Source organism: Neisseriaceae bacterium CLB008, from assembly GCA_041228285.1.
Taxonomy (GTDB): Bacteria; Pseudomonadota; Gammaproteobacteria; order Burkholderiales; family Neisseriaceae; genus JAGNPU01.
In genome coordinates this window covers 210,467-229,826 of the sequence record CP166133.1, presented here as the reverse complement: position 1 = coordinate 229,826, position 19,360 = coordinate 210,467, and the positions used below count along the sequence as shown (strand labels likewise).

At 52.6% G+C, this 19,360-nt stretch carries 19 protein-coding genes; 12 read left to right on the top strand and 7 right to left on the bottom strand.

The genetic code is table 11. The features are described 5' to 3' along the window. Window positions 1–7: 7 nt before the first annotated feature. Together AB8Q18_01000 and hpaR are read right to left on the bottom strand one after the other, a co-directional pair. Window positions 8–661, bottom strand: a complete 654-nt coding sequence (locus AB8Q18_01000; protein XDZ51659.1) for a fumarylacetoacetate hydrolase family protein — start codon at window positions 659–661, stop codon at window positions 8–10. Window positions 662–829: 168 nt separating this feature from the next. Beyond that, window positions 830–1,255, bottom strand: a complete 426-nt coding sequence (gene hpaR / locus AB8Q18_00995) for a homoprotocatechuate degradation operon regulator HpaR (protein ID XDZ51658.1) — start codon at window positions 1,253–1,255, stop codon at window positions 830–832. Window positions 1,256–1,560: 305 nt separating this feature from the next. Here hpaR and rhtC point away from each other — a divergent pair, with 305 nt between their 5' ends. Further along, the gene (rhtC, locus tag AB8Q18_00990; protein XDZ51657.1) at window positions 1,561–2,178 is read left to right on the top strand and encodes a threonine export protein RhtC; all 618 of its coding nucleotides are present in this window, start codon (window positions 1,561–1,563) and stop codon (window positions 2,176–2,178) included. 153 nt (window positions 2,179–2,331) lie between these two features. On the opposite strand, the gene AB8Q18_00985 is transcribed toward rhtC, so the two are convergent. Then, the gene (locus AB8Q18_00985; GenBank protein XDZ51656.1) at window positions 2,332–3,099 is read right to left on the bottom strand and encodes an MBL fold metallo-hydrolase; all 768 of its coding nucleotides are present in this window, start codon (window positions 3,097–3,099) and stop codon (window positions 2,332–2,334) included. A 94-nt stretch (window positions 3,100–3,193) separates the two neighbouring features. Then, window positions 3,194–3,757, bottom strand: a complete 564-nt coding sequence (locus AB8Q18_00980) for a TetR/AcrR family transcriptional regulator (GenBank protein ID XDZ51655.1) — start codon at window positions 3,755–3,757, stop codon at window positions 3,194–3,196. Between the two features lie 219 nt (window positions 3,758–3,976). On the opposite strand from AB8Q18_00980, the gene argC reads away from it, so the two are divergent. The 5 genes from argC to AB8Q18_00955 all read left to right on the top strand — a co-directional run bounded on the left by argC (window position 3,977) and on the right by AB8Q18_00955 (window position 8,859). Then, entirely contained in the window at window positions 3,977–5,020 is a 1,044-nt protein-coding gene (gene argC / locus AB8Q18_00975; protein ID XDZ51654.1) for an N-acetyl-gamma-glutamyl-phosphate reductase, read from the top strand. Window positions 5,021–5,079: 59 nt separating this feature from the next. Continuing rightward, window positions 5,080–5,430, top strand: a complete 351-nt coding sequence (gene erpA / locus AB8Q18_00970; GenBank protein XDZ51653.1) for an iron-sulfur cluster insertion protein ErpA — start codon at window positions 5,080–5,082, stop codon at window positions 5,428–5,430. Window positions 5,431–5,567: 137 nt separating this feature from the next. Next, the gene (ruvB, locus tag AB8Q18_00965; GenBank protein XDZ51652.1) at window positions 5,568–6,602 is read left to right on the top strand and encodes a Holliday junction branch migration DNA helicase RuvB; all 1,035 of its coding nucleotides are present in this window, start codon (window positions 5,568–5,570) and stop codon (window positions 6,600–6,602) included. Between the two features lie 172 nt (window positions 6,603–6,774). After that, window positions 6,775–7,452, top strand: a complete 678-nt coding sequence (locus tag AB8Q18_00960; protein XDZ51651.1) for a response regulator — start codon at window positions 6,775–6,777, stop codon at window positions 7,450–7,452. 9 nt (window positions 7,453–7,461) lie between these two features. Further along, window positions 7,462–8,859, top strand: a complete 1,398-nt coding sequence (locus tag AB8Q18_00955) for an ATP-binding protein (protein XDZ51650.1) — start codon at window positions 7,462–7,464, stop codon at window positions 8,857–8,859. A gap of 54 nt (window positions 8,860–8,913) precedes the next feature. On the opposite strand, the gene AB8Q18_00950 is transcribed toward AB8Q18_00955, so the two are convergent. Together AB8Q18_00950 and AB8Q18_00945 are read right to left on the bottom strand one after the other, a co-directional pair. Further along, window positions 8,914–9,177: an acyl-CoA-binding protein gene (locus tag AB8Q18_00950; protein ID XDZ51649.1), complete on the bottom strand. Its 264-nt coding sequence runs from the start codon at window positions 9,175–9,177 to the stop codon at window positions 8,914–8,916. A 169-nt stretch (window positions 9,178–9,346) separates the two neighbouring features. After that, window positions 9,347–10,099 (bottom strand): DsbC family protein, encoded by a 753-nt coding sequence (locus tag AB8Q18_00945; protein XDZ51648.1) that lies wholly within the window; start codon window positions 10,097–10,099, stop codon window positions 9,347–9,349. Between the two features lie 205 nt (window positions 10,100–10,304). On the opposite strand from AB8Q18_00945, the gene AB8Q18_00940 reads away from it, so the two are divergent. The 4 genes from AB8Q18_00940 to xth all read left to right on the top strand — a co-directional run bounded on the left by AB8Q18_00940 (window position 10,305) and on the right by xth (window position 13,729). Beyond that, window positions 10,305–11,201, top strand: a complete 897-nt coding sequence (locus AB8Q18_00940) for an alpha/beta fold hydrolase (protein ID XDZ51647.1) — start codon at window positions 10,305–10,307, stop codon at window positions 11,199–11,201. A gap of 76 nt (window positions 11,202–11,277) precedes the next feature. After that, a complete protein-coding gene (locus AB8Q18_00935) occupies window positions 11,278–12,066 on the top strand; it encodes a 3'-5' exonuclease (GenBank protein ID XDZ51646.1) in 789 nt (262 codons plus the stop codon). A gap of 1 nt (window position 12,067) precedes the next feature. Beyond that, window positions 12,068–12,937 carry a prephenate dehydrogenase gene (locus AB8Q18_00930; GenBank protein ID XDZ51645.1) on the top strand — a complete coding sequence of 290 codons (870 nt, stop codon included), beginning with the start codon at window positions 12,068–12,070 and terminating at the stop codon, window positions 12,935–12,937. A 24-nt stretch (window positions 12,938–12,961) separates the two neighbouring features. After that, on the top strand, window positions 12,962–13,729 hold the full coding sequence (gene xth, locus AB8Q18_00925; GenBank protein ID XDZ51644.1) for an exodeoxyribonuclease III: 768 nt from the start codon (window positions 12,962–12,964) through the stop codon (window positions 13,727–13,729). Between the two features lie 114 nt (window positions 13,730–13,843). Here xth and dusA read toward each other — a convergent pair whose 3' ends face one another. After that, window positions 13,844–14,833: a tRNA dihydrouridine(20/20a) synthase DusA gene (dusA, locus tag AB8Q18_00920; protein XDZ51643.1), complete on the bottom strand. Its 990-nt coding sequence runs from the start codon at window positions 14,831–14,833 to the stop codon at window positions 13,844–13,846. Window positions 14,834–15,258: 425 nt separating this feature from the next. On the opposite strand from dusA, the gene leuS reads away from it, so the two are divergent. Both leuS and AB8Q18_00910 read left to right on the top strand, forming a co-directional pair. Then, window positions 15,259–17,892, top strand: a complete 2,634-nt coding sequence (leuS, locus tag AB8Q18_00915) for a leucine--tRNA ligase (GenBank protein ID XDZ51642.1) — start codon at window positions 15,259–15,261, stop codon at window positions 17,890–17,892. 92 nt (window positions 17,893–17,984) lie between these two features. After that, window positions 17,985–19,118 (top strand): methyltransferase, encoded by a 1,134-nt coding sequence (locus AB8Q18_00910; protein ID XDZ51641.1) that lies wholly within the window; start codon window positions 17,985–17,987, stop codon window positions 19,116–19,118. The last annotated feature ends 242 nt before the right edge of the window (window positions 19,119–19,360 follow it).

Genomic DNA, 19,360 nt, shown 5'->3' with positions numbered 1-19,360 from the left:
CTCTCCTCTATTCGGCTTCGGCCACGACGGTATCGGTCAACTGACCCACTTCGGCAATGCTGACGGTGACTTCATCGCCCACGGCCAGATCAAAACGCCCAGCAGGCGTACCGGTCAACAACACATCACCTGCGTGTAAAGTCATAAACTCGGTGATCTCGGCAATCAAGGTCGGCAGATCACGCACCCAGTCGGCGGTATTGCCCTGTTGCTTCACGGTGCCGTTAACGGCCACGCTTAAGGCCAATTGATTGACGTCGCTCAAGGCACTTAGGGGCACAATATTAGGATTAAAGCTCATGAAGCCATCGCGGCATTTAGCCTTGATGGCCGGACGGTAAAAGCTGTCTTCAGGCAGGCTGTACTCGTTGGCCACCACCACGCCAGCAATGTAGCTCAGAGCATCGGCTGCGGCCACGCGGCTGGCGTCTTTTTGCAACACCACGCCCAAGCACACGCCGGCCTGAAGACGCTCACCAGCTGGAAAGGGTACTTTGCCGCTAAGGTTGTAGGTATTCGGGGTTTTGATGAACAGCACGGGCTTAGTGGGCAAGGCCTTATAAGGGGCCTCAACAAAAGCAGCAGCATGTTCGGCCATGACGCTCTGGTGGTTTAGCGCCACCCCAAACACAGTGGCCTGAGCCAAATCTAATGTAGACATTACGTTCTCCGTTGATATGTTCTGAGCAAGCAAACAGCGCGCTCGCTTTACACTAATATATTAGTTAATCCAATATTACTAACATATGAGTATTTTTGTCAAACCCATTTAAAAAAAAAGCCATCCGCTCTGGGATGGCTGGGCACAACTCAAGACGCACTGCCGCGCCTACTCCTCCAAATGCTTGAGGACGTTGTCTAGCTGAGCCATCAGCTCTTTCATTTCTTGCTCGCCCACTTTCTTAGCCAAAAGGTCGTAGGCCGCGCGGTTCTCTCTTAAGATGTCTTCCACCATGTCTGCCACGCCTGTGGCCAAAGTCACCATGACACGGCGCTTATCGAAGTCTGAGGGCACCTTAACCACCAGATTTAATTCTTCCATCCGCTTTAAAATACCGGCCATGCTGGGGCTTAAAATACAACACTGCTGGCACAGCTCACGAGGCTCTAGCTGTTTTTCTTCATACAGGGCACGCAAAATGCGCCACTGCTGTTCGGTCAGCTGACGCTTACTCAAGGCAGGGCGAAAATACACCATCATGGCCTCTCGGGCACGCAGCAGCAATAAGGGAATATTACGATTTTTAGGTTTCATGAAGAATGAACGGCTCTATGCATAAGGCGACGCCGAAAGGCGCCACAGATTAATAACTATTAAAAAACAAATAACAATTTGCTTTAAACACGACTATATTTACTAATATATTACTAGGTATACACGCAATCGGCACCTTTTTTTCGAGCCGACCACCAAAAAACCAACAGTGCATCTCAACAGCTCGTCCTTAATCCTGATCTGCGCCGAAAAAATGCCGTCACGACAATTGTGCGCCGTTTTATTTATTGCTATGCTGATCCACCGCCTTTGGCTTTAACACCTAACCTCAACGAAAGACTCTCATGCTGGCCCTTTTAAGCACCGTAGCGCTCATCCACTTCATCGCCCTCATGACCCCAGGCCCTGATTTCTTTTTTGTGTCTCAAGTCGCCGCCAGCCGCTCTCGCCGCGACGGCATGAAGGCCGTTCTCGGCATTTGCCTCGGCGTCGTGATCTGGTCAGGCGTGGCCTTATTGGGCCTACACCTCATTTTGCAAAAAATGGCTTGGCTGCATCAAGGCATCATGATTGCTGGTGGTCTGTATCTGAGCTATTTGGGTTATCAGCTGCTTAAATCAGCCAAAAATCACAGCATCGCTAACCTGCCCACTCAGCTACCGCTAAGCCACAGCAAACACCTTTTCATGAAGGGCTTGCTGACCAATTTAGCCAACCCCAAAGCCATTATTTATTTTGGCAGCGTGTTTTCGCTTTTTGTCGGCGACGACATGTCGGCTACAGCCCGCTGGAGCGTGTTTGCCTTAGTAGCCGTTGAAACCTTGATTTGGTTCAGCATGGTGGCGGCCATTTTCTCCCTACCGGCGTTTCGCAAAGGCTATCAACGCGCGGCCAAATGGATTGATGGCGTGGCCGGCACTTTATTTGTGGCCTTTGGCCTCCACCTGATTTTTTCTAAGTAGGCAAACGCTCTCGCGTACTGCTCTAAAAACAGCCCTTGGCCAAAACCAAGGGCTGTTTTGCAAGAACTGTTTTGATGGATCGGTTAAATGAGCGCACCGTAAGATGATGCTCCATCCTAAGCAGCGTCACCTAAGCGCGTGACTGCCCGCTGCCTACAATGCACACACCTCACCGTCTGCAGGAATCAACAGCTGGTCAGAAAACCCCTTCTCTAATGCAAACGCGCGCAAGGCTGATCGGCTAAGCATGGCGTGATTAACGGCCTCCATATGACTCCCGATCAAGATGGCCTCAGGCGCTGCCTGATGAACCTGCCAGACATCGTTTTGATCCATAATGATGCGCCCTAAGCCACTGACTTGTGCGTCCCCACAATTCAGAATCACCACCTTAGGCCGATGCTGACTAAGGCTATTGGCCACGTCAGGATGCCAAATGGTGTCGCCAGCCAAATACAGCGTTGGTTCAGCCGGGTGCTGAAAGACCACGCCGCACACCTCACCTAAAATGTCACCAATGGCGCCTAGCGCCGCATCATCACCGTGCTGGCCCGAGGTTTGATGCAAGGCCACCCCTTGAAACACCGCTCCTCGCAATAAGCGTATATTGCTAAACCCTTGCTGGCGCAACAGCCGTTTATCGGCCTCATGTTGCACATACACCGGCAAGGCTTTGGGTATGCTCGCTTGGGCGACCTCATCCCAATGGTCGGGATGAGTATGCGTGAGAATCACCGCATCCACCGCCAACAAGGCGCTCAACGGCACCGGTAACGGCACGGTTGGGTAAGGCAGATGGCTGTTCACCGTTCCTGCTAACCCAGGGTAACGCGCCTGCTCTGCCAACATAGGATCGATCAAAAAACGGCTGCCGCCATATTCAAGCAACAGCGTGGCATTACGTATTTGCTGAATGTTCATAATAGTGTCCCCTTTAATAAATGTCTCACCCCATTAAGGACCGATTGGTCCAAAATAATTAAATGATCAGATAGGCCCAACCTACCCTGGCTGCTCAATCCAAATGCGCCAACAACATGGTCAAGGTGGCATTGAGCTTCGGTGCAGAACAACCCGCTCTGACCATCACCTGCAACCCAGGAAAAGCTAATAACAACAGCTGGCTTAATTCTTCAGCACTTTTGTGTTGATTCACAGAACCCTCCGCCTGCCCACGCTGAATCGCCACCAGAAGGGCTTGTTCAATGCGCTCAAAGTCTAGCTGAACCCGCTGCCGAATATCGGCATCATGCGGGGCCATTTCAACGGCCTCATTAATGCTCATGCAACCATCTATATAGTCCAGCGCCCCCGCATCGGCAATAATCAAACGGAAAAAATCCGCAATCGCCTCTCGGGCCGAACCTTGAGCCAAAAGGCGCTGCATCTGCACCGCCCGAATGGCTCGATACGCATCGAAGGCGGCTAAGAAAAGCTGTTTCTTGTTGCCAAACGCAGCATAAAGGCTGCTTTTACTTAAACCTGTCGCCGCCAATAGATCAACCATCGTAGTGGCTTCATATCCTTTGCGCCAAAACACGGCCATCGCCTGATGTAACACTGCCGAGCGATCAAACATCTGTGGTCTTGCCATCCTTGCCCTACCCTTACCCATCATGCTCAAACAATCAGTATAAACATTACGGACCGATCGGTCCATATTTATTCATCCCCATAAAGGCCAACCGAACCACAATACCATCACCCATCTCCTCGCCCCCAGCCCTTAAGGCTTGGAAAGCCTGCAGTTTCACGTTAGACTGATCCATTCTCTGAATCAATCACAACCAAATACACCATGAACACTGAATACAAAATTGGCATCATCGGCGCCACAGGCTACACCGGAGTGGAATTATTGCGTTTATTGGCTGGCCATCCTCAGGCCAAGGTTACCTGCGTAACCAGTCGACAAGAGGCCGGCAAACAGGTTGCCGAGCTTTTCCCCAGCCTGCGTGGTGTGTATGACTTGGCCTTTAGCGCCCCCGACGAAGCGCCTTTAGATGAATGCGACGTGGTGTTTTTCGCCACCCCCAACGGCGTGGCCATGAATGAGGCCCCGGCACTATTGGCCAAAGGCATTAAGGTCATCGACCTGTCTGCTGACTATCGCCTACAAGACATCCCTACTTGGGAGCAGTGGTATGGCCTCAAACACGCGAGCCCAGACTGGGTAAAAAAAGCCGTGTATGGCTTAAGCGAGCTGAACCACGAAGCCATTAGCCAAGCTCAGCTGATTGCCAACCCCGGCTGCTACCCCACCGCCGTTACTTTAGGCCTATTGCCGCTATTGCAAAGCAGCGCCATTGATCTGGCCCAGCCGTTGATTGCCGACTGTAAGTCTGGGGTATCAGGCTCAGGGCGCAAAGCCGCCATTGGCTCTTTATTGTGTGAAGCCGGCGATAACTTTAAAGCCTATGCCGTAGGCGGTCACCGCCATCTGCCCGAAATCAAGCAAACCATTACCAACATCACCTATCAACAGGCTAATTTGGTATTTGTGCCCCACCTGACCCCTCTGATTCGCGGCATGCACGCCACCCTATACGTGACCCTACACAACCCAGATCTAGACGTACAGGCCCTGTATGAGCAGCATTACGCCAACCAGGCCTTTGTCGACGTTCTGCCCAGCGGCAGCTGTCCAGAAACCCGTTCGGTGCGCGGCGCCAACCTGTGCCGCATCAGCATTCAAAAAGCACCAGAAAGCAACACTTATATTATCCTGTCGGTAATCGACAATCTAATGAAGGGCGCCGCGGGCCAAGCCGTCCAAAACATGAATTTAATGTTAGGGTTATCACCCAAAACCGGTTTAGAAATCATGCCTCTATTGCCTTAATAGTCGCTTTTCAGCGCAAAAGAGACTACAATCATTAAAACTAATGAAGGAGCACACACATGACTGATACCGCGACCGTTGACAGCCCTATCGTATTTACCGAGAGCTGCTGCACCAAAGTACAAGACCTGATTGCTGAAGAAAACAACCCCGACCTAAAATTACGCGTATTCGTAAACGGTGGCGGTTGCTCTGGCTTCCAATACGGCTTTACCTTTGACGAAATCGTCAACGACGATGACTTTGAAATTGAAAAAGATGGCCTCACCTTCTTGGTTGATCCCATGAGCTACCAATATTTGGTGGGCGCTGAGATCGACTACACCGAAGGCCTACACGGCTCACAGTTTGTGATCCGTAACCCTAACGCCACCACAACCTGTGGCTGTGGGTCTTCTTTCTCGGTTTAATCGCACCATCGATGACCCCAAAAGGCTGCCCAAGGGCAGCCTTTACTGTATCCTTAACGGCATCCCATAAGAATAAACCGCACGAACCTTATAATATGTGCGAAAATTAATCGCTTGATTCTGAAGATGGTCACACTATGCTAGAAACAGACAACCTCATTGGTGGTGCGCCCGAACGCTTGGTCGCCATGCAAAGCATTTCCAAGCAAGAAGAAGCTTTGGAACGCGCCTTACGCCCTAAAATGCTGGATGAATACATCGGCCAGACAAAAGCGCGTGAGCAACTGGAGATCTTCATTCAGGCCGCCAAAAAACGCGGCGAAGCCCTAGACCACACCCTCTTGTTTGGGCCACCTGGCCTAGGCAAAACCACGCTTGCCCACATCATTGCGCGTGAGCTAGGGGTTAATCTACGTCAAACCTCTGGCCCTGTACTGGAGCGAGCCGGCGATTTGGCGGCGCTATTGACCAATCTTGACCCCCACGACGTCTTATTCATCGACGAAATCCACCGGCTCAGCCCTGTGGTTGAAGAAATCTTATACCCAGCCTTAGAAGACTATCAGCTAGATATTATGATTGGCGAAGGCCCTGCGGCCCGATCGGTGAAAATTGATTTACCTCCTTTTACATTAGTCGGTGCAACTACCCGTGCCGGCATGTTGACTAACCCCCTACGCGATCGCTTTGGCATCGTGTCGCGGCTAGAGTTTTACAATGCCGATGAGTTAGCCACCATCGTGAGCCGTTCAGCCCAATTACTGGAACTGGACCTCGCCGAAGCCGGCGCTTGGGAAATTGCCACCCGCAGCCGCGGCACGCCACGCATTGCCAATCGCCTGCTGCGCCGCGTACGCGACTATGCTGAGGTCAAGCACGATGGCGCCATTGATGCCAAGGTCGCCGATGCCGCCTTACAAATGCTCGACGTAGACCCCGTAGGGCTAGACGTCATGGACCGTAAATTTCTAGAAGCGGTGCTGTTTAAGTTTGGCGGTGGCCCGGTGGGCCTAGACAACGTCGCCGCAGCCATTGGCGAGTCGACCGACACCATTGAAGACGTGATTGAACCCTTCTTGATTCAACAAGGGTTTTTACAGCGCACGCCACGCGGCCGTATGGCGACGCCTAAGTCGCAATTACATTTTGGCTTAAGCAGCGAAACCGACTAGGGAACGAATTAACCTCATCCCGGTGCCGGTTCATGCGGAATAAGTCAGAATAGATTGCACGAACAACATGATGCCTATAATATTTAAGTGTTAATTTAAAATACCAACGATCCTCAGCAACACTCTGACCCAAAAGGATCAGTCGGGATCAGCATGACCAAAGGAACCCATTATGAATCGTGTCCTACTCGTTGATGACGATACTGTCTTAACCGAATTATTAAGCGAATACTTAACCGCTGAAGGCCTAAGCGTGGACGCCGTCCATGACGGCGAAGCCGGCGTCAAAGAAGCCGCCTCTGGCCTCTACGACGTGATCGTTTTGGATTCGATGATGCCCAAGCTCACCGGCTTAGATGCCTTAAAAATCATTCGTCAAAACAGCAAAATTCCCATCATCATGTTGACGGCCAAAGGCGACGACATTGATCGCATCATTGGCCTAGAAATGGGCGCTGATGACTACGTACCGAAACCCTGCACACCGCGCGAACTATTGGCCCGCATCAACGCCATTTTACGCCGCTCCAGCAATCAGGACGCCAGCCAAGACAACAATGCGGTTTTGACTGTCAGCAACATCACCCTGTCGCCAGAAACCAGACAGGTCAAGCTTGGCGACATGCCGCTAGACCTAACCAGCACCGAATTTAACCTCTTGGAAGTGCTGCTGCGTCGCGCAGGTCAGGTAGTGAGCAAAGACATGCTGTCGCAAGAAGGCCTAGACCGCAAGCTGGCCAAATTCGACCGCAGCATTGACGTGCACATTTCCAGCATTCGGCAAAAAATTGGTGACCCTACGTTAATTCAAACCATCCGCGGCCTTGGTTACTTATTCACCAAAAACTAAACCACGCCCATGAATCGCCTCTTTTACAAGATCTTCGCCATATTCTGTATGGTCATCATGTTGGCCGCGCTGGTACTGGGCGGGGTGTTTTGGTTTTTCCAAGCATCCTTGCAAGAGAGCCATCGCGACCAACAAAGAAACCAAAGTGCGGCGTTTTTACGCAGCAGCCTGACGGTGTTTCATCAGCGTGGTGAAGAAGGCTTAAAAGAGCTGCTGCTGGATTGGCAAAACGGCCGCATCGCCCCTAATTTATTCATCATTCAGGGCGACAGCGACCGCGATATTCTGGATCGCCCCATCGACATGGCTCAGGTCATGGATGCGGTCGCCGTGGCTCGGAGCAATCCCGAAGCCAAAGAGGCACGCCTCAGCTACGACAACTTGGGCGAAGAGTATTTATTTTTCATCCGCGACTGGAACAAAGCGGTGTTAAAAGACACGCTGCAGCAAGCATCCTTAATTCCCGGCCTGCCGCCCTCACCTAATCGCTACGAAGCCATTATTTTATTGAGCCTCATTTCAGCAGGCCTACTCTTGGCTTTTACTTTGGCCCACTACATCGCCATGCCCATTCGTACCCTGCACGATGGCTTTGACCAATTGGCCAAAGGCAATTTAAAAATTCGCCTCACTGAAAAAATGCGCGGCCGCAACGACGAGCTAACCGACCTTGCCTCTGACTTTGACCACATGGCCAATCGTCTTCAGGTACTGGTCACGTCGCAGCAAAACCTATTGCACCACGTTTCACACGAAATGCGCTCCCCTTTGGCGCGCCTACAGGCGCTTTTAGGCTTAGCCCAACAGCAGCCAGAAAAATATGAAAAACACCTGGCCCGCATCGAGGCAGAGTTGACGCGCATGGACATCCTCATCGCCGAACTCTTAACCCTGTCGCGCCTTGAAACCGGCAGCACCAAAATTACCTTAGAGCCCATCGAATTCAATGAGTTTTTAGACCAGCTCATCATCGATTGCCACAGCATCACCGTCCACCACAAAAAAACCATTCATTGGCATAAGCATCCTGAACCCATTTACATCCACGCCAATGAAGACATGCTGTACCGAGCATTTGACAACGTCATTCGCAATGCCTGTACCTATGCGCCAGAAGACTCCATCATCGACATTCAGCTACAGGTAACGGCTAAATGGCTCCTGGTCAACATCATGGATCAGGGCGATGGCATTCCACCCGAGCAACTGTCGAAAATTTTCGACGCTTTTTATCGCGCCACCAGCACCCAGCACATCAAGGGAACCGGCCTAGGACTGTCGATCACCAAGCAGATCATCGAACAGCATGGCGGCAGCGTCACTGCCGAAAACCTCAAGCCGAAAGGCTTTACCATGCACGTGGTGCTGCCGCTGATTGCCGCAGCCGAGACGCTAGAAAATCCCTAGCCTCGCCCCATCAAAAAAGCCCCCGAATCATCGGGGGCTTTTTTTAATCAATCATTAGTCTTCTTCAAACAAGCGCTCAACTTCGGCGATGTAGCCTTGCATGGCCTCATCAGCGCTCATGCCTTTGATTTTGGTCCAAGCTTCGTGCTTGCGCTTGCCAACCAAATCAAACATGCCTGGCGCTTCGCCGCTCACGTCGCCTTCAGTGGCTTGTTTGTAGAACGAGTACAGCTTCAACAAACTATTGTTATCAGGACGCTCCGCTAGACTTTTCACATCGGCTTGGGCTTGTTCGAATTTTTTAATCAGTTCACTCATATTGGCTCCTTTGGTGTGCACGGGGCACAATGGTGATCGCAACGGCGATCAGACGCCCTGATTCTGCATGACTTTGTCACCGAATGTCTACTCTAAAACCATTCATCCATGCCAGAGCCAATACGCGATCGTCGCCCAATCATGGTTGACGACCACGCGGTCAAGCTGATTATTTCTGATTGGTTTTAATGGCCTCTAATAGCTGCTCATACGGCGCATAGCCGGCCTGACTTTTGCCATTAGGGAACACCACGGTTGGGGTGCCGTTAAAGCCAAGCTTGGCGCCCAGCTCCATGGTTTGGGCCACAGGGTTGGCACAGCTGGCCGCAGCAGGAATTTTTTTACTCTGACGCATCCAGCTGGTCCAGGTTGCGGTTTTGTCTTCGCTACACCAAATTTGTTCAGACAATGACTGTGCGTCTGGGTGTAGGCTGAGAATGGGCATTAAAAACGTATAAATAGTCACGTCGTCCATTTTGGCAAACTCATGCTCCAGCTTCACGCAATAAGGGCATAAGGGGTCGGAGAATACCGCCACCTGTAGCGTGCCCTTACCGCGCACCTCTTTAATCGCTTGATCAAAAGGTAGGGCGCCAAAATCAATCTTATTCAAAGCTTGCTGACGTTCACTGGTGAGGTTTTTCTGTTCTTTAATGTCGACCAAGTCACCACTTAATAAATAATCAGCGTTTTTATCGACGTACACGATTTGATTACCGCTCACCACCACTTCATACAGCCCAGCCATAGGGGTCGCCGCCGTAGACAGCACTTCTAGACCTTGCTCACCGTATACTTTTTCAATATTGGCCTTAATTTTTTTGGCCGTGGCGGCATCCAGTTCGCCGGCCGGCTGTTGTGCACAGGCCAAAAGCGGCAGTGCGGCAACGATCATGGCCATTTTGGTGGTGAATTTCTTCATAAAGCATCCTTGTTCTAAAGAGGGTTGTACGCACGCGGCGCATCATGTTGCGTACCTTATCGGTATTCGCCCAAAAGTGCAAACACCTTGTGTCGTCATCATAAATATTAACTTATGACTCCCCTTACACTTAAAAGTTTAGCTTGCATCTACCCCCCAATGTCGCCACAATCAAAGCATCATAAATCTTTATTGTCATTGTCTTATGTACAACCCTCGTTATCCCAGCACCTCATCCTTCCTCCCCGTTCAAGGCCTAAAACTGCATCTTCGCCACTGGTCGCGCCCAAATAAGCCTAAGCTATTACTGCTGCATGGCTGGATGGATGCCTCCGCCAGTTTTCAGTTTTTAGTCGACCACCTACCGCCCGAATGGGACATTTACGCCTTAGACTGGCGCGGTTTTGGCCTGAGTGAACATCAGGCGTTTGGCTATTACGACCGCAGCCACATGTTGATCGACCTACACTTAGTGCGCCAACACCTCTGCCCTAACGATGAGCCCATCCACATCGTCGGCCACAGCCTGGGCGGCATGTTGGCCTCAATGTATGTCGGCGCGCTGCCCGAAACCTGCCGCAGCCTCACCATTGCAGAAGGCTTTGGCGTGCCCAACGGCGACCTCAACAAAGCCCATATACGGCTACGCCACTACATAGAAGAGCACGCCACCCTACAGCCCTACCCTGCGCCCACCACCTTGGCAGACTTAGCCCGCAAGCAGCAACAGCGCAACCCTTTACTCGGCGACGCCGAGGCTTTATTCGTGGCCGATGCTCTGGCCCACACCAACGCTGACGGCCAGCTAGTCTATCGCGCCGACAAAAAGCACAAGCACACCACGCCCATGCCTTACCACTATGCCCACGCCCAGGCTTTGTGGCAGCAAATCAGCTGCCCCACTTTATTACTGTACGGCGACACGGTACCGCACAATCATTACCTCAACGCCATTAAAGACAGCTTAGCCGAGCGCCTGGCCAGCTACCCCAACGCCCACAGCCTACAACTTGCCGGGGCTGGCCACATGCTACAATGGGAGGCGCCACAGGCCTTTGCCGATGCCTTGGCGACTTTTTTGCGCCAACATGAGGCCGCCTAGCCGTCATCGCCCTTGGCGTCAGGGTGGTTTCATGCCAAAATCAACCCTATCTACTCATTAAAAGCCTTCTGACACCATGACGCCTATTCTTGCCTTTGACATTGAGACCATTCCCGACGTTGCAGGGCTACGCACCCTCTACGATTTTGATGCGCACATCAGCGACGCTGACGTGGTCGAATTTGCCTACCAAAAAAGACGGGCACAGAACGGCTCTGAGTTTATGCAACACCATCTGCATCAGGTGGTCGCGATTTCCTGCTGCATGCGTTGGGGGCAAGACAAGCTACACGTCAACACCATCGGCGACGAGCACGACAGCGAAGAAACCATGATCGCCAAATTTTTTGAACTGATCGAACGCTATACACCACAGCTGGTGAGCTGGAACGGTGGCGGCTTTGACCTGCCAGTTTTACACTACCGCGCCATGATTCACGGCATTCCCGCTTCACGCTATTGGGACACCGGCGACGGCGACTTTGGCGACAGCCGTGATTTTAAATGGAATAACTACATCAGCCGCTACCACAGCCGCCACTGCGACTTAATGGATCTTTTGGCCCTGTATCAGCCGCGCGCCAATGTGCCCCTCGACGACATGGCCAAGCTGTGCGGCTTTCCCGGCAAGCTCGGCATGGATGGCAGCATGGTGTGGAGCGCCTATCAAAACAATCAGCTGGCCGACATCCGCGACTATTGTGAAACCGACGCAGCCAACACTTATTTGATGTATTTACGCTTTCAACTGATCCGCGGCCACCTTGATGCCGACGAATACCAGCTTGAAATCAATCGCTTAAAAGAATACCTCAGCCCCCAAACCAGCCAACACTGGCAAGAATTCTGCGCGGCCTGGGCTTAATATGATTCAGTCGCTTACTCTGATCGGCGTCGGTTTAATCGGCGGCTCCTTCGCCCTAGACTTAAAGCGCAAAGGCTTGGTTCAGCACGTTTACGGCGTGGACATCGACCCGGCCAACCTCGAACGCGCCATTGAGCGCCGCGTCATTGATGAAGGCTTTACCGAAATCAACGCCACCGTGGCCAACGCCGACGTGGTGGTACTGGCTACGCCGGTACGCGCCATTCATAAAGTCATTCAAGAGCTGGCGCCCTTGTTAGGCCCGAACACCATTGTGACCGACGTAGGCAGCACCAAACGCACGATTATTCAGGCCTACGAAACCTATCTGCCCACCCATCTGCCGCTGTGCGTGGCCGCCCACCCGATTGCAGGCTCCGACCGTAACGGTGCCTTGGCAGCACAGTTCGGCCTGTTTCAGCACAAAAAAGTAGTGCTGTGCGCGCATCCACAGCAAAACCCCAGCGCCTACGGCACCCTGAAACACCTGTGGCAATCTGTCGGCGCCGTGGTGCATGAGTTAGATGCCCACACCCATGACCAAATTTTTGCCGCCGTCAGCCACCTGCCCCACTTATTGGCCTACGCCTTTGTGAATCAAATCGCCACGGCGGATCAGGCCGATGCCTACTTTGACTTTGCGGCGTCGGGTTTTCGTGACTTTACCCGCATTGCCTCTAGCCAGCCCGACATTTGGGCCGACATCACCATGGCCAATCAAGACATTTTGCTGTCTTTGATCGAAGCCCAGCAGCAGCAGCTGGCCCAACTGCACCAGCTCATCGCCAAAAAAGACGGCCCAGCCTTAAAGCGTTACTACGCTCAGGCCAAAAAGGCGCGAGATGACTGGCAAGACCATCAACCCTCTTAGCAACCGAGAAAGACCCTACGTTTTATGAATATTGCCACTTGGAATGTCAACTCTTTGAATGTCCGCCTGCCCCACGTACTCGACTGGCTGGCCAACAACCCAACCGACGTTTTGGCCTTGCAAGAATTGAAATTGGATCAGGATAAATTTCCCGAGCAGGCGTTTATCGACGCCGGCTATCAAGCCACTTGGTTTGGTCAAAAAACCTATAACGGCGTGGCCTTCATCAGTAAAACACCTGCCCAAGACGTGATCTGCGGCATGCCCGAATTTGAAGACCCACAGCGCCGCGTCATCGCCGCCACCTTTGGCGACGTGCGCGTGATCAACGTCTACTGCGTCAACGGCGAAGCCGTCGGCAGCGAGAAATTCGCCTATAAAGAAGCCTGGTTTAAAGCCCTACACGGCTTTGTCGCCGCCCAAATGGCCATCCACCCCAAAGTGGTGCTCCTAGGCGACTTCAACATCGCCCCGGCCGATCTTGACGTCTACGACCCGGAAAAATGGCAAGATAAAATTCTGTGTTCAAAAGAAGAGCGCGCTTGGCTACAGGCACTGCTGGATTTAGGCCTAGACGACAGCCTACGCACCTTCAACCCCACCGAACCATGCTTTACCTGGTGGGACTACCGCATGAATATGTTCCGCCGCAAGCTGGGCCTACGCATCGACCACATTTTAATCAGCGCCCCATTGCAAACCCAGGTAGGCAAAGTCTGGGTCGACATTGAGCCGCGCGCTTGGGAGCGCCCCAGCGACCACGCACCGGTCAGCATTGAGCTGACCTTATAAACTAAACCACCCTTGATTCAGCCCTGCACCACTACGCAGGGCTTTTTTAATCTCTGGCGCGCAACAAAAAAGCCGTCCACTCTGTCGAGGGACGGCTTTTTCATGTCTATGGGCTTAGCGACCGACTTCAGCCAAAGCCCGCTGCAAGAGGGCCGCGTCGTTGGCCTTCAATAAATTGGCGTCGGACAGCATACGGCGCCACGTGCGCGCACCGGGCAAGCCCTGCATCAGCCCTAGGTAATGTCGCACCATATGGCGCATGGTGGTGCCGCGGCCGCTGGCCAGCTGAGCTTCGGCATAGGCCTGTAAGCAGCCGACCAAGGCCACCCGATCAATCGGCTCGTGCGCGTCGTCATAAAATAGGCTGTCCCATTCGGCCATCACATAGGGATTATGATAGGCTTCACGCCCCACCATCACGCCGTCGACGTGCTGTAAGTGTTCGGCAATGGCGGCATTGGTGGTGACGCCGCCGTTTAAAATAATTTCTAAATCAGGAAAGTCCTGCTTAAGCTGATACACATACTCGTATTTAAGCGGCGGAATCTCGCGGTTTTCCTTCGGCGATAGGCCTTCTAACCAAGCGTTACGAGCATGCACAATAAAGGTTTGGCAGTCGGTTTGGTGGGCTAAGGCACCGACAAAATCGCGCACCACCTGATAGTCGCTTTGCTTGTCGACGCCGATGCGGTGTTTGACGGTGACGTCGATGGTTACGGCATCCTGCATCGCTTTAAGGCCATCGGCCACCAGATCCACTTCATTCATCAAGCAAGCGCCAAACGCCCCTTTTTGCACCCGAGGGCTAGGGCAGCCGCAGTTCAGATTCACTTCGTTATAGCCGTAATCTTGAGCCATTTTGGCGCAGATGGCTAAATCGGCGGGATCGCTGCCGCCGAGCTGTAAAGCCAACGGCTGTTCACCTTCATTAAAACTCAAAAAACGGGCGGCACTGCCGTGAATTAAGGCACCTGTGGTCACCATCTCAGAGTACAGCCACGCGTGGTGGGTGATCTGTCTGGCCATATAGCGATAGTGGCGATCGGTCCAATCCAACATGGGCGCCACCGATAGGCGGCGGCTAGGCAATGCTTGTACGGTCATAAGTCAGTCTAACAATCGATTCAATGAGGCCTCTAGTTTACCCTGACTCGCTTCAGCCTGCACAGTCTAAACAAAAATGCTGAAGTTTAATCATTATGATAATTTGGTATTTAATCTATTTACAAAATTTAACAAATATATTGTGAACCATTTAATCAATCGCGTGACTAATTACTATATTGCTTCATCTCCAGAGCAATATATTGTAAGAAGTGAGTAAACGTTTCCCCGCAATGTGTTGGCCGCCAGAATGCAAGTTCTGGCGGATTTTTTTTGATTTATTTATAAGCAAATAAACTGTATTTAACTAAACGTCTGATTATAGACACAAAGTCCAAAAAATAAAGCTGGCTTTCCCCCTTCCCCCCCCTATTTAAACTGCTATAATCCCCTTTTTGCCTAATAAGTTAATGGTTCCAATCATCATGCAAGAACACTATCAACCTTCCGCTATTGAGCCCATCGCCCAACAAAAATGGGATGATGCCAAAGTATTTAACGCTGCCGACGACGACAGCCGCCCTAAATACTACTGTTTGTCTATGTTCCCTTACCCTTCTGGTAAGTTACACATGGGCCACGTTCGTAACTACACCATTGGTGACGTACTGAGCCGCCACAAGTTATTAAAAGGCTTTAACGTCATGCAACCTATGGGTTGGGACGCCTTTGGCTTGCCGGCAGAAAACGCCGCCATGATCAACAAAGTCGCACCGGCTAAATGGACGTATCAAAATATTGAGTACATGAAGGTACAGTTAAAAAAACTGGGCCTCGCCTTTGATTGGGACCGCGAATTTGCGACCTGTGATCCAGAATACTACCGTTGGGAACAATGGCTGTTCACGCGTCTATTCGAAAAAGGCATCATCTACAAGAAAAATGGCGTGGTGAACTGGGACCCTGTTGACCAAACCGTTTTGGCTAACGAACAGGTCATCGATGGCCGCGGCTGGCGCAGTGGTGCTTTGGTTGAAAAACGCGAAATTCCGATGTACTACTTCAAAATCACCGACTACGCTGATGAGCTATTGACCAGCCTCGATGATTTGCCACACTGGCCTGAACAGGTCAAAACCATGCAGCGCAACTGGATTGGTAAATCGCGCGGCATGCAGGTGAAATTTGCCTTGGCTGAAGACAGCCTGGCCGACCTAGCCGCCGACGATGCCAAAGCCCTGAGCGTATACACCACGCGTCCAGATACCTTGATGGGCGCCACTTACTTAGCAGTGGCCGCCGAACACCCATTGGCCACCGCCGCCGCGCTGAACAATCCTGAATTGACGGCCTTCATTGCCGCCTGCAAATCAGGCAGCGTAGCCGAAGCCGACATGGCCACCATGGAGAAAAAAGGCCTGCCAACGGGTCGTTACGCGATTCATCCATTCACCGGTGAGCGCCTACCTGTTTGGGTGGCCAACTACGTGCTGTGGGGCTATGGCGATGGTGCCGTCATGGCCGTGCCTGCTCACGACGAGCGCGACTTTGAATTTGCCAGCAAATACGACCTACCGATTCACTTGGTGATCCAGCCTGAATCAGGCGACACCTTGGTTGAGCCTTTGTCTGAACCCTTTACCGAACACGGTATCTTGGTGAATTCGGGTGAATTCAGCGGTTTGGATTTCCAAGCAGCATTTGACGCTATGGCGTCTCGCCTAGAAGCCTTGAGCCAAGGCGAGCCACGCACCCAATACCGCCTACGCGACTGGGGCATCAGCCGTCAACGCTACTGGGGCTGCCCCATTCCCATCATTCACTGTGCCTGCTGTGGCGACGTCACCGTGCCTGAAGAGCAATTGCCGGTGATTTTGCCAGAAGACGTGATTCCTGACGGTGCGGGCTCTCCTTTGGCGCGCATGCCTGAATTTTATGCAACCAAATGCCCTAAGTGCGGTGGCGACGCCCGTCGTGAAACCGACACCATGGACACGTTTGTGGAATCTAGCTGGTATTTTGCCCGCTTTGCCTCACCGAAATTTGACCAAGGCTTGGTAGACGAAAAAGCGGCTGACGTCTGGATGGATGGCGGCGTAGACCAATATATTGGCGGCATTGAACACGCCATCTTGCACCTATTGTACGCGCGCTTCTTTAATAAATTGATGCGCGACGAAGGCCTGTTGAAAAACGACGAACCGTTTGAGCGCCTACTGACCCAAGGCATGGTATTGTGCGACACCTACTACCGTGAAGGCGCCAACGGCGGCATCGAATACATCGCGCCGCAAGACGTGGTCTTCGCTCGTGACGACAAAGGCCAAGTAACCGGCGCAACCCATCGCGTTGACGGTGGTGACGTGGTGATTGGCGGCATTGAAAAAATGTCTAAGTCAAAAAACAACGGCGTCGATCCGCAAGACTTGATCGAAGCCTACGGCGCCGACACGGCACGCTTGTTCATGATGTTTGCCTCACCGCCAGAACAGTCTTTGGAATGGTCTGACGCCGGCGTTGAAGGCGCTAACCGCTTCTTACGTCGCCTCTGGCGCACCGCTTACGAGCATCAGCAACGAGGCGTGGTGAACGCTTATGCTGGTTCTGAAAACGCCGACCTCAGTGCCGACCTTAAAGACCTACGCTTGAAGCTACACAGCGCCATCAAGAAAATTGATGACGATTACGGCCGTCGTCAGCAGTTCAACACCGCCATTGCGGCCGTGATGTCCTTGCTGAACACCTACGATAAAGCCGACACCAGCACCGAACTGGGCCAACGCGTGGCGCAAGAAGTGCTGGAGACCGTGATGATTCTGCTGTGGCCCATCGTACCGCACATTTGTGAAGCGCTTTGGGAAACCCTAGGCCGCGACACTCAGCTGTGGGACGCTGCATGGCCCGCCGTTGATGAAGCTGCCCTGGTGCAAACCGAGCTGACCTTGATGGTTCAAGTTAACGGTAAGCTGCGTGGCCAAATTTCAGTGGCCGCCGATGCGCCGAAAGACAGCATCGAAGCCGCAGCCCTAGCCGACGAAGGCGCCCAGAAATTCATGGACGGCAAAGCCCCCAAGAAAATCATCGTGGTGCCTGGCCGCTTGGTGAACATTGTGGTGTAATTGCCGTAAAATAACACCCATCAGGCCATCCTAAACGGATGGCCTTTTTTTTACGGTATAATCTTTAACTTATTCTTTGATAAATGGCCGCTATGCACACTCTGCCCTCTTTTACTTGGCAACAGCCCGATCACACCGCCCTTTGGTTCAGCGCCAGCTGCAGCCCGCCGCCGCAACAGCTGCACCTGGTCGACGACACCCTCAGCGCCGACCAAGCCTTCGCTTGGGCCACTCAGGGCCACGCCATGCTGTGGATGGGCGATTTCCATAACGCCAAACAGCTGCTCAGCGCCTTAAACAAACGCCTGAATAAGCGCAAAAAAAGCGCCAAAGTACCGGCCAGTGCAGCCGAAGCCTTTCACAAACACCGTTTAAACCAATCCCAACGCGCCCAGCTCCTCAACAGCGTGCTGGTCAAGCTTAGCCCTCAAGGCGTGCTGGCGCTGCGCCGCGCGCCCGAGGTTAAAGACGCCTGCGAGGCCGCCTTTGGCCTCTATGAGCAAGACTGCATTTTACCGCTGCAAACCCTATTGGGCATGATCGGCGCCCATCAATGGCAGCAAAAAGGCGTGCCCATCCAAGCCCTAGGAGGCGCATTGATTCACGTGCCTTATGGCGTTTACTCACCGCTACGGGGTGAATACCTAGACCTCCTCTTACAGGCACCGCTGCCCACACCTTGCGCCCTTGCCCTAGACATTGGTACCGGCTCTGGCGTGATTGCGGCGCTATTGGCCCAGCGCGGCGTGGCCAAAACCATCGGCACCGACCTGAACCCTAAGGCCATCGCTGCCGCCCAAGCCAATCTGGCACGCCTAGGCCTCACCGATCAAGTCGACATCATCGAAACCGATCTATTCCCTACGGGCGTGAAGGCCGACCTCATCGTCTGCAACCCGCCGTGGCTGCCGGCCAAGCCCACTTCCTTGATTGAATCAGCCCTCTACGACCCTAAACACCAAATGCTGCAGGCGTTTCTCACACAGGCGCCACAACACCTCAACGAGACAGGTGAAGTCTGGCTCATCATGTCTGATTTAGCCGAGCATCTCGGCCTACGCCAGCCTGATGCCTTAGCTCAATGGTTTGCCCAGGCGGGCTTAAGCCTGATTGAGCAACACCACACTCGGGCCCAACACGCCAAAGCCAACGACGTTGACGATCCGCTATTCAACGCCCGTAGCCAAGAACACACTTTCTTATACCGTCTGCAACTGGCGCGCTAAGACACCCCCTCACTCAAGGCGCCGCCTACTCGGCGCCTTTTTTACACCAAATGCTTATGGCGCATAACGCCTAAAAAAACAGCCATTCCAGTCATACATCCCACGATATCAATCAATCTTAATTTTAATGGTAAAAGCTAAGGCTATGCTGCGGCACAGTATTGCGTCCAAAACCACAACCCGATAACATAGTCTATTCGGCCACATCTGGCCGATCACGTACAGAACGAGCCTTTACACAG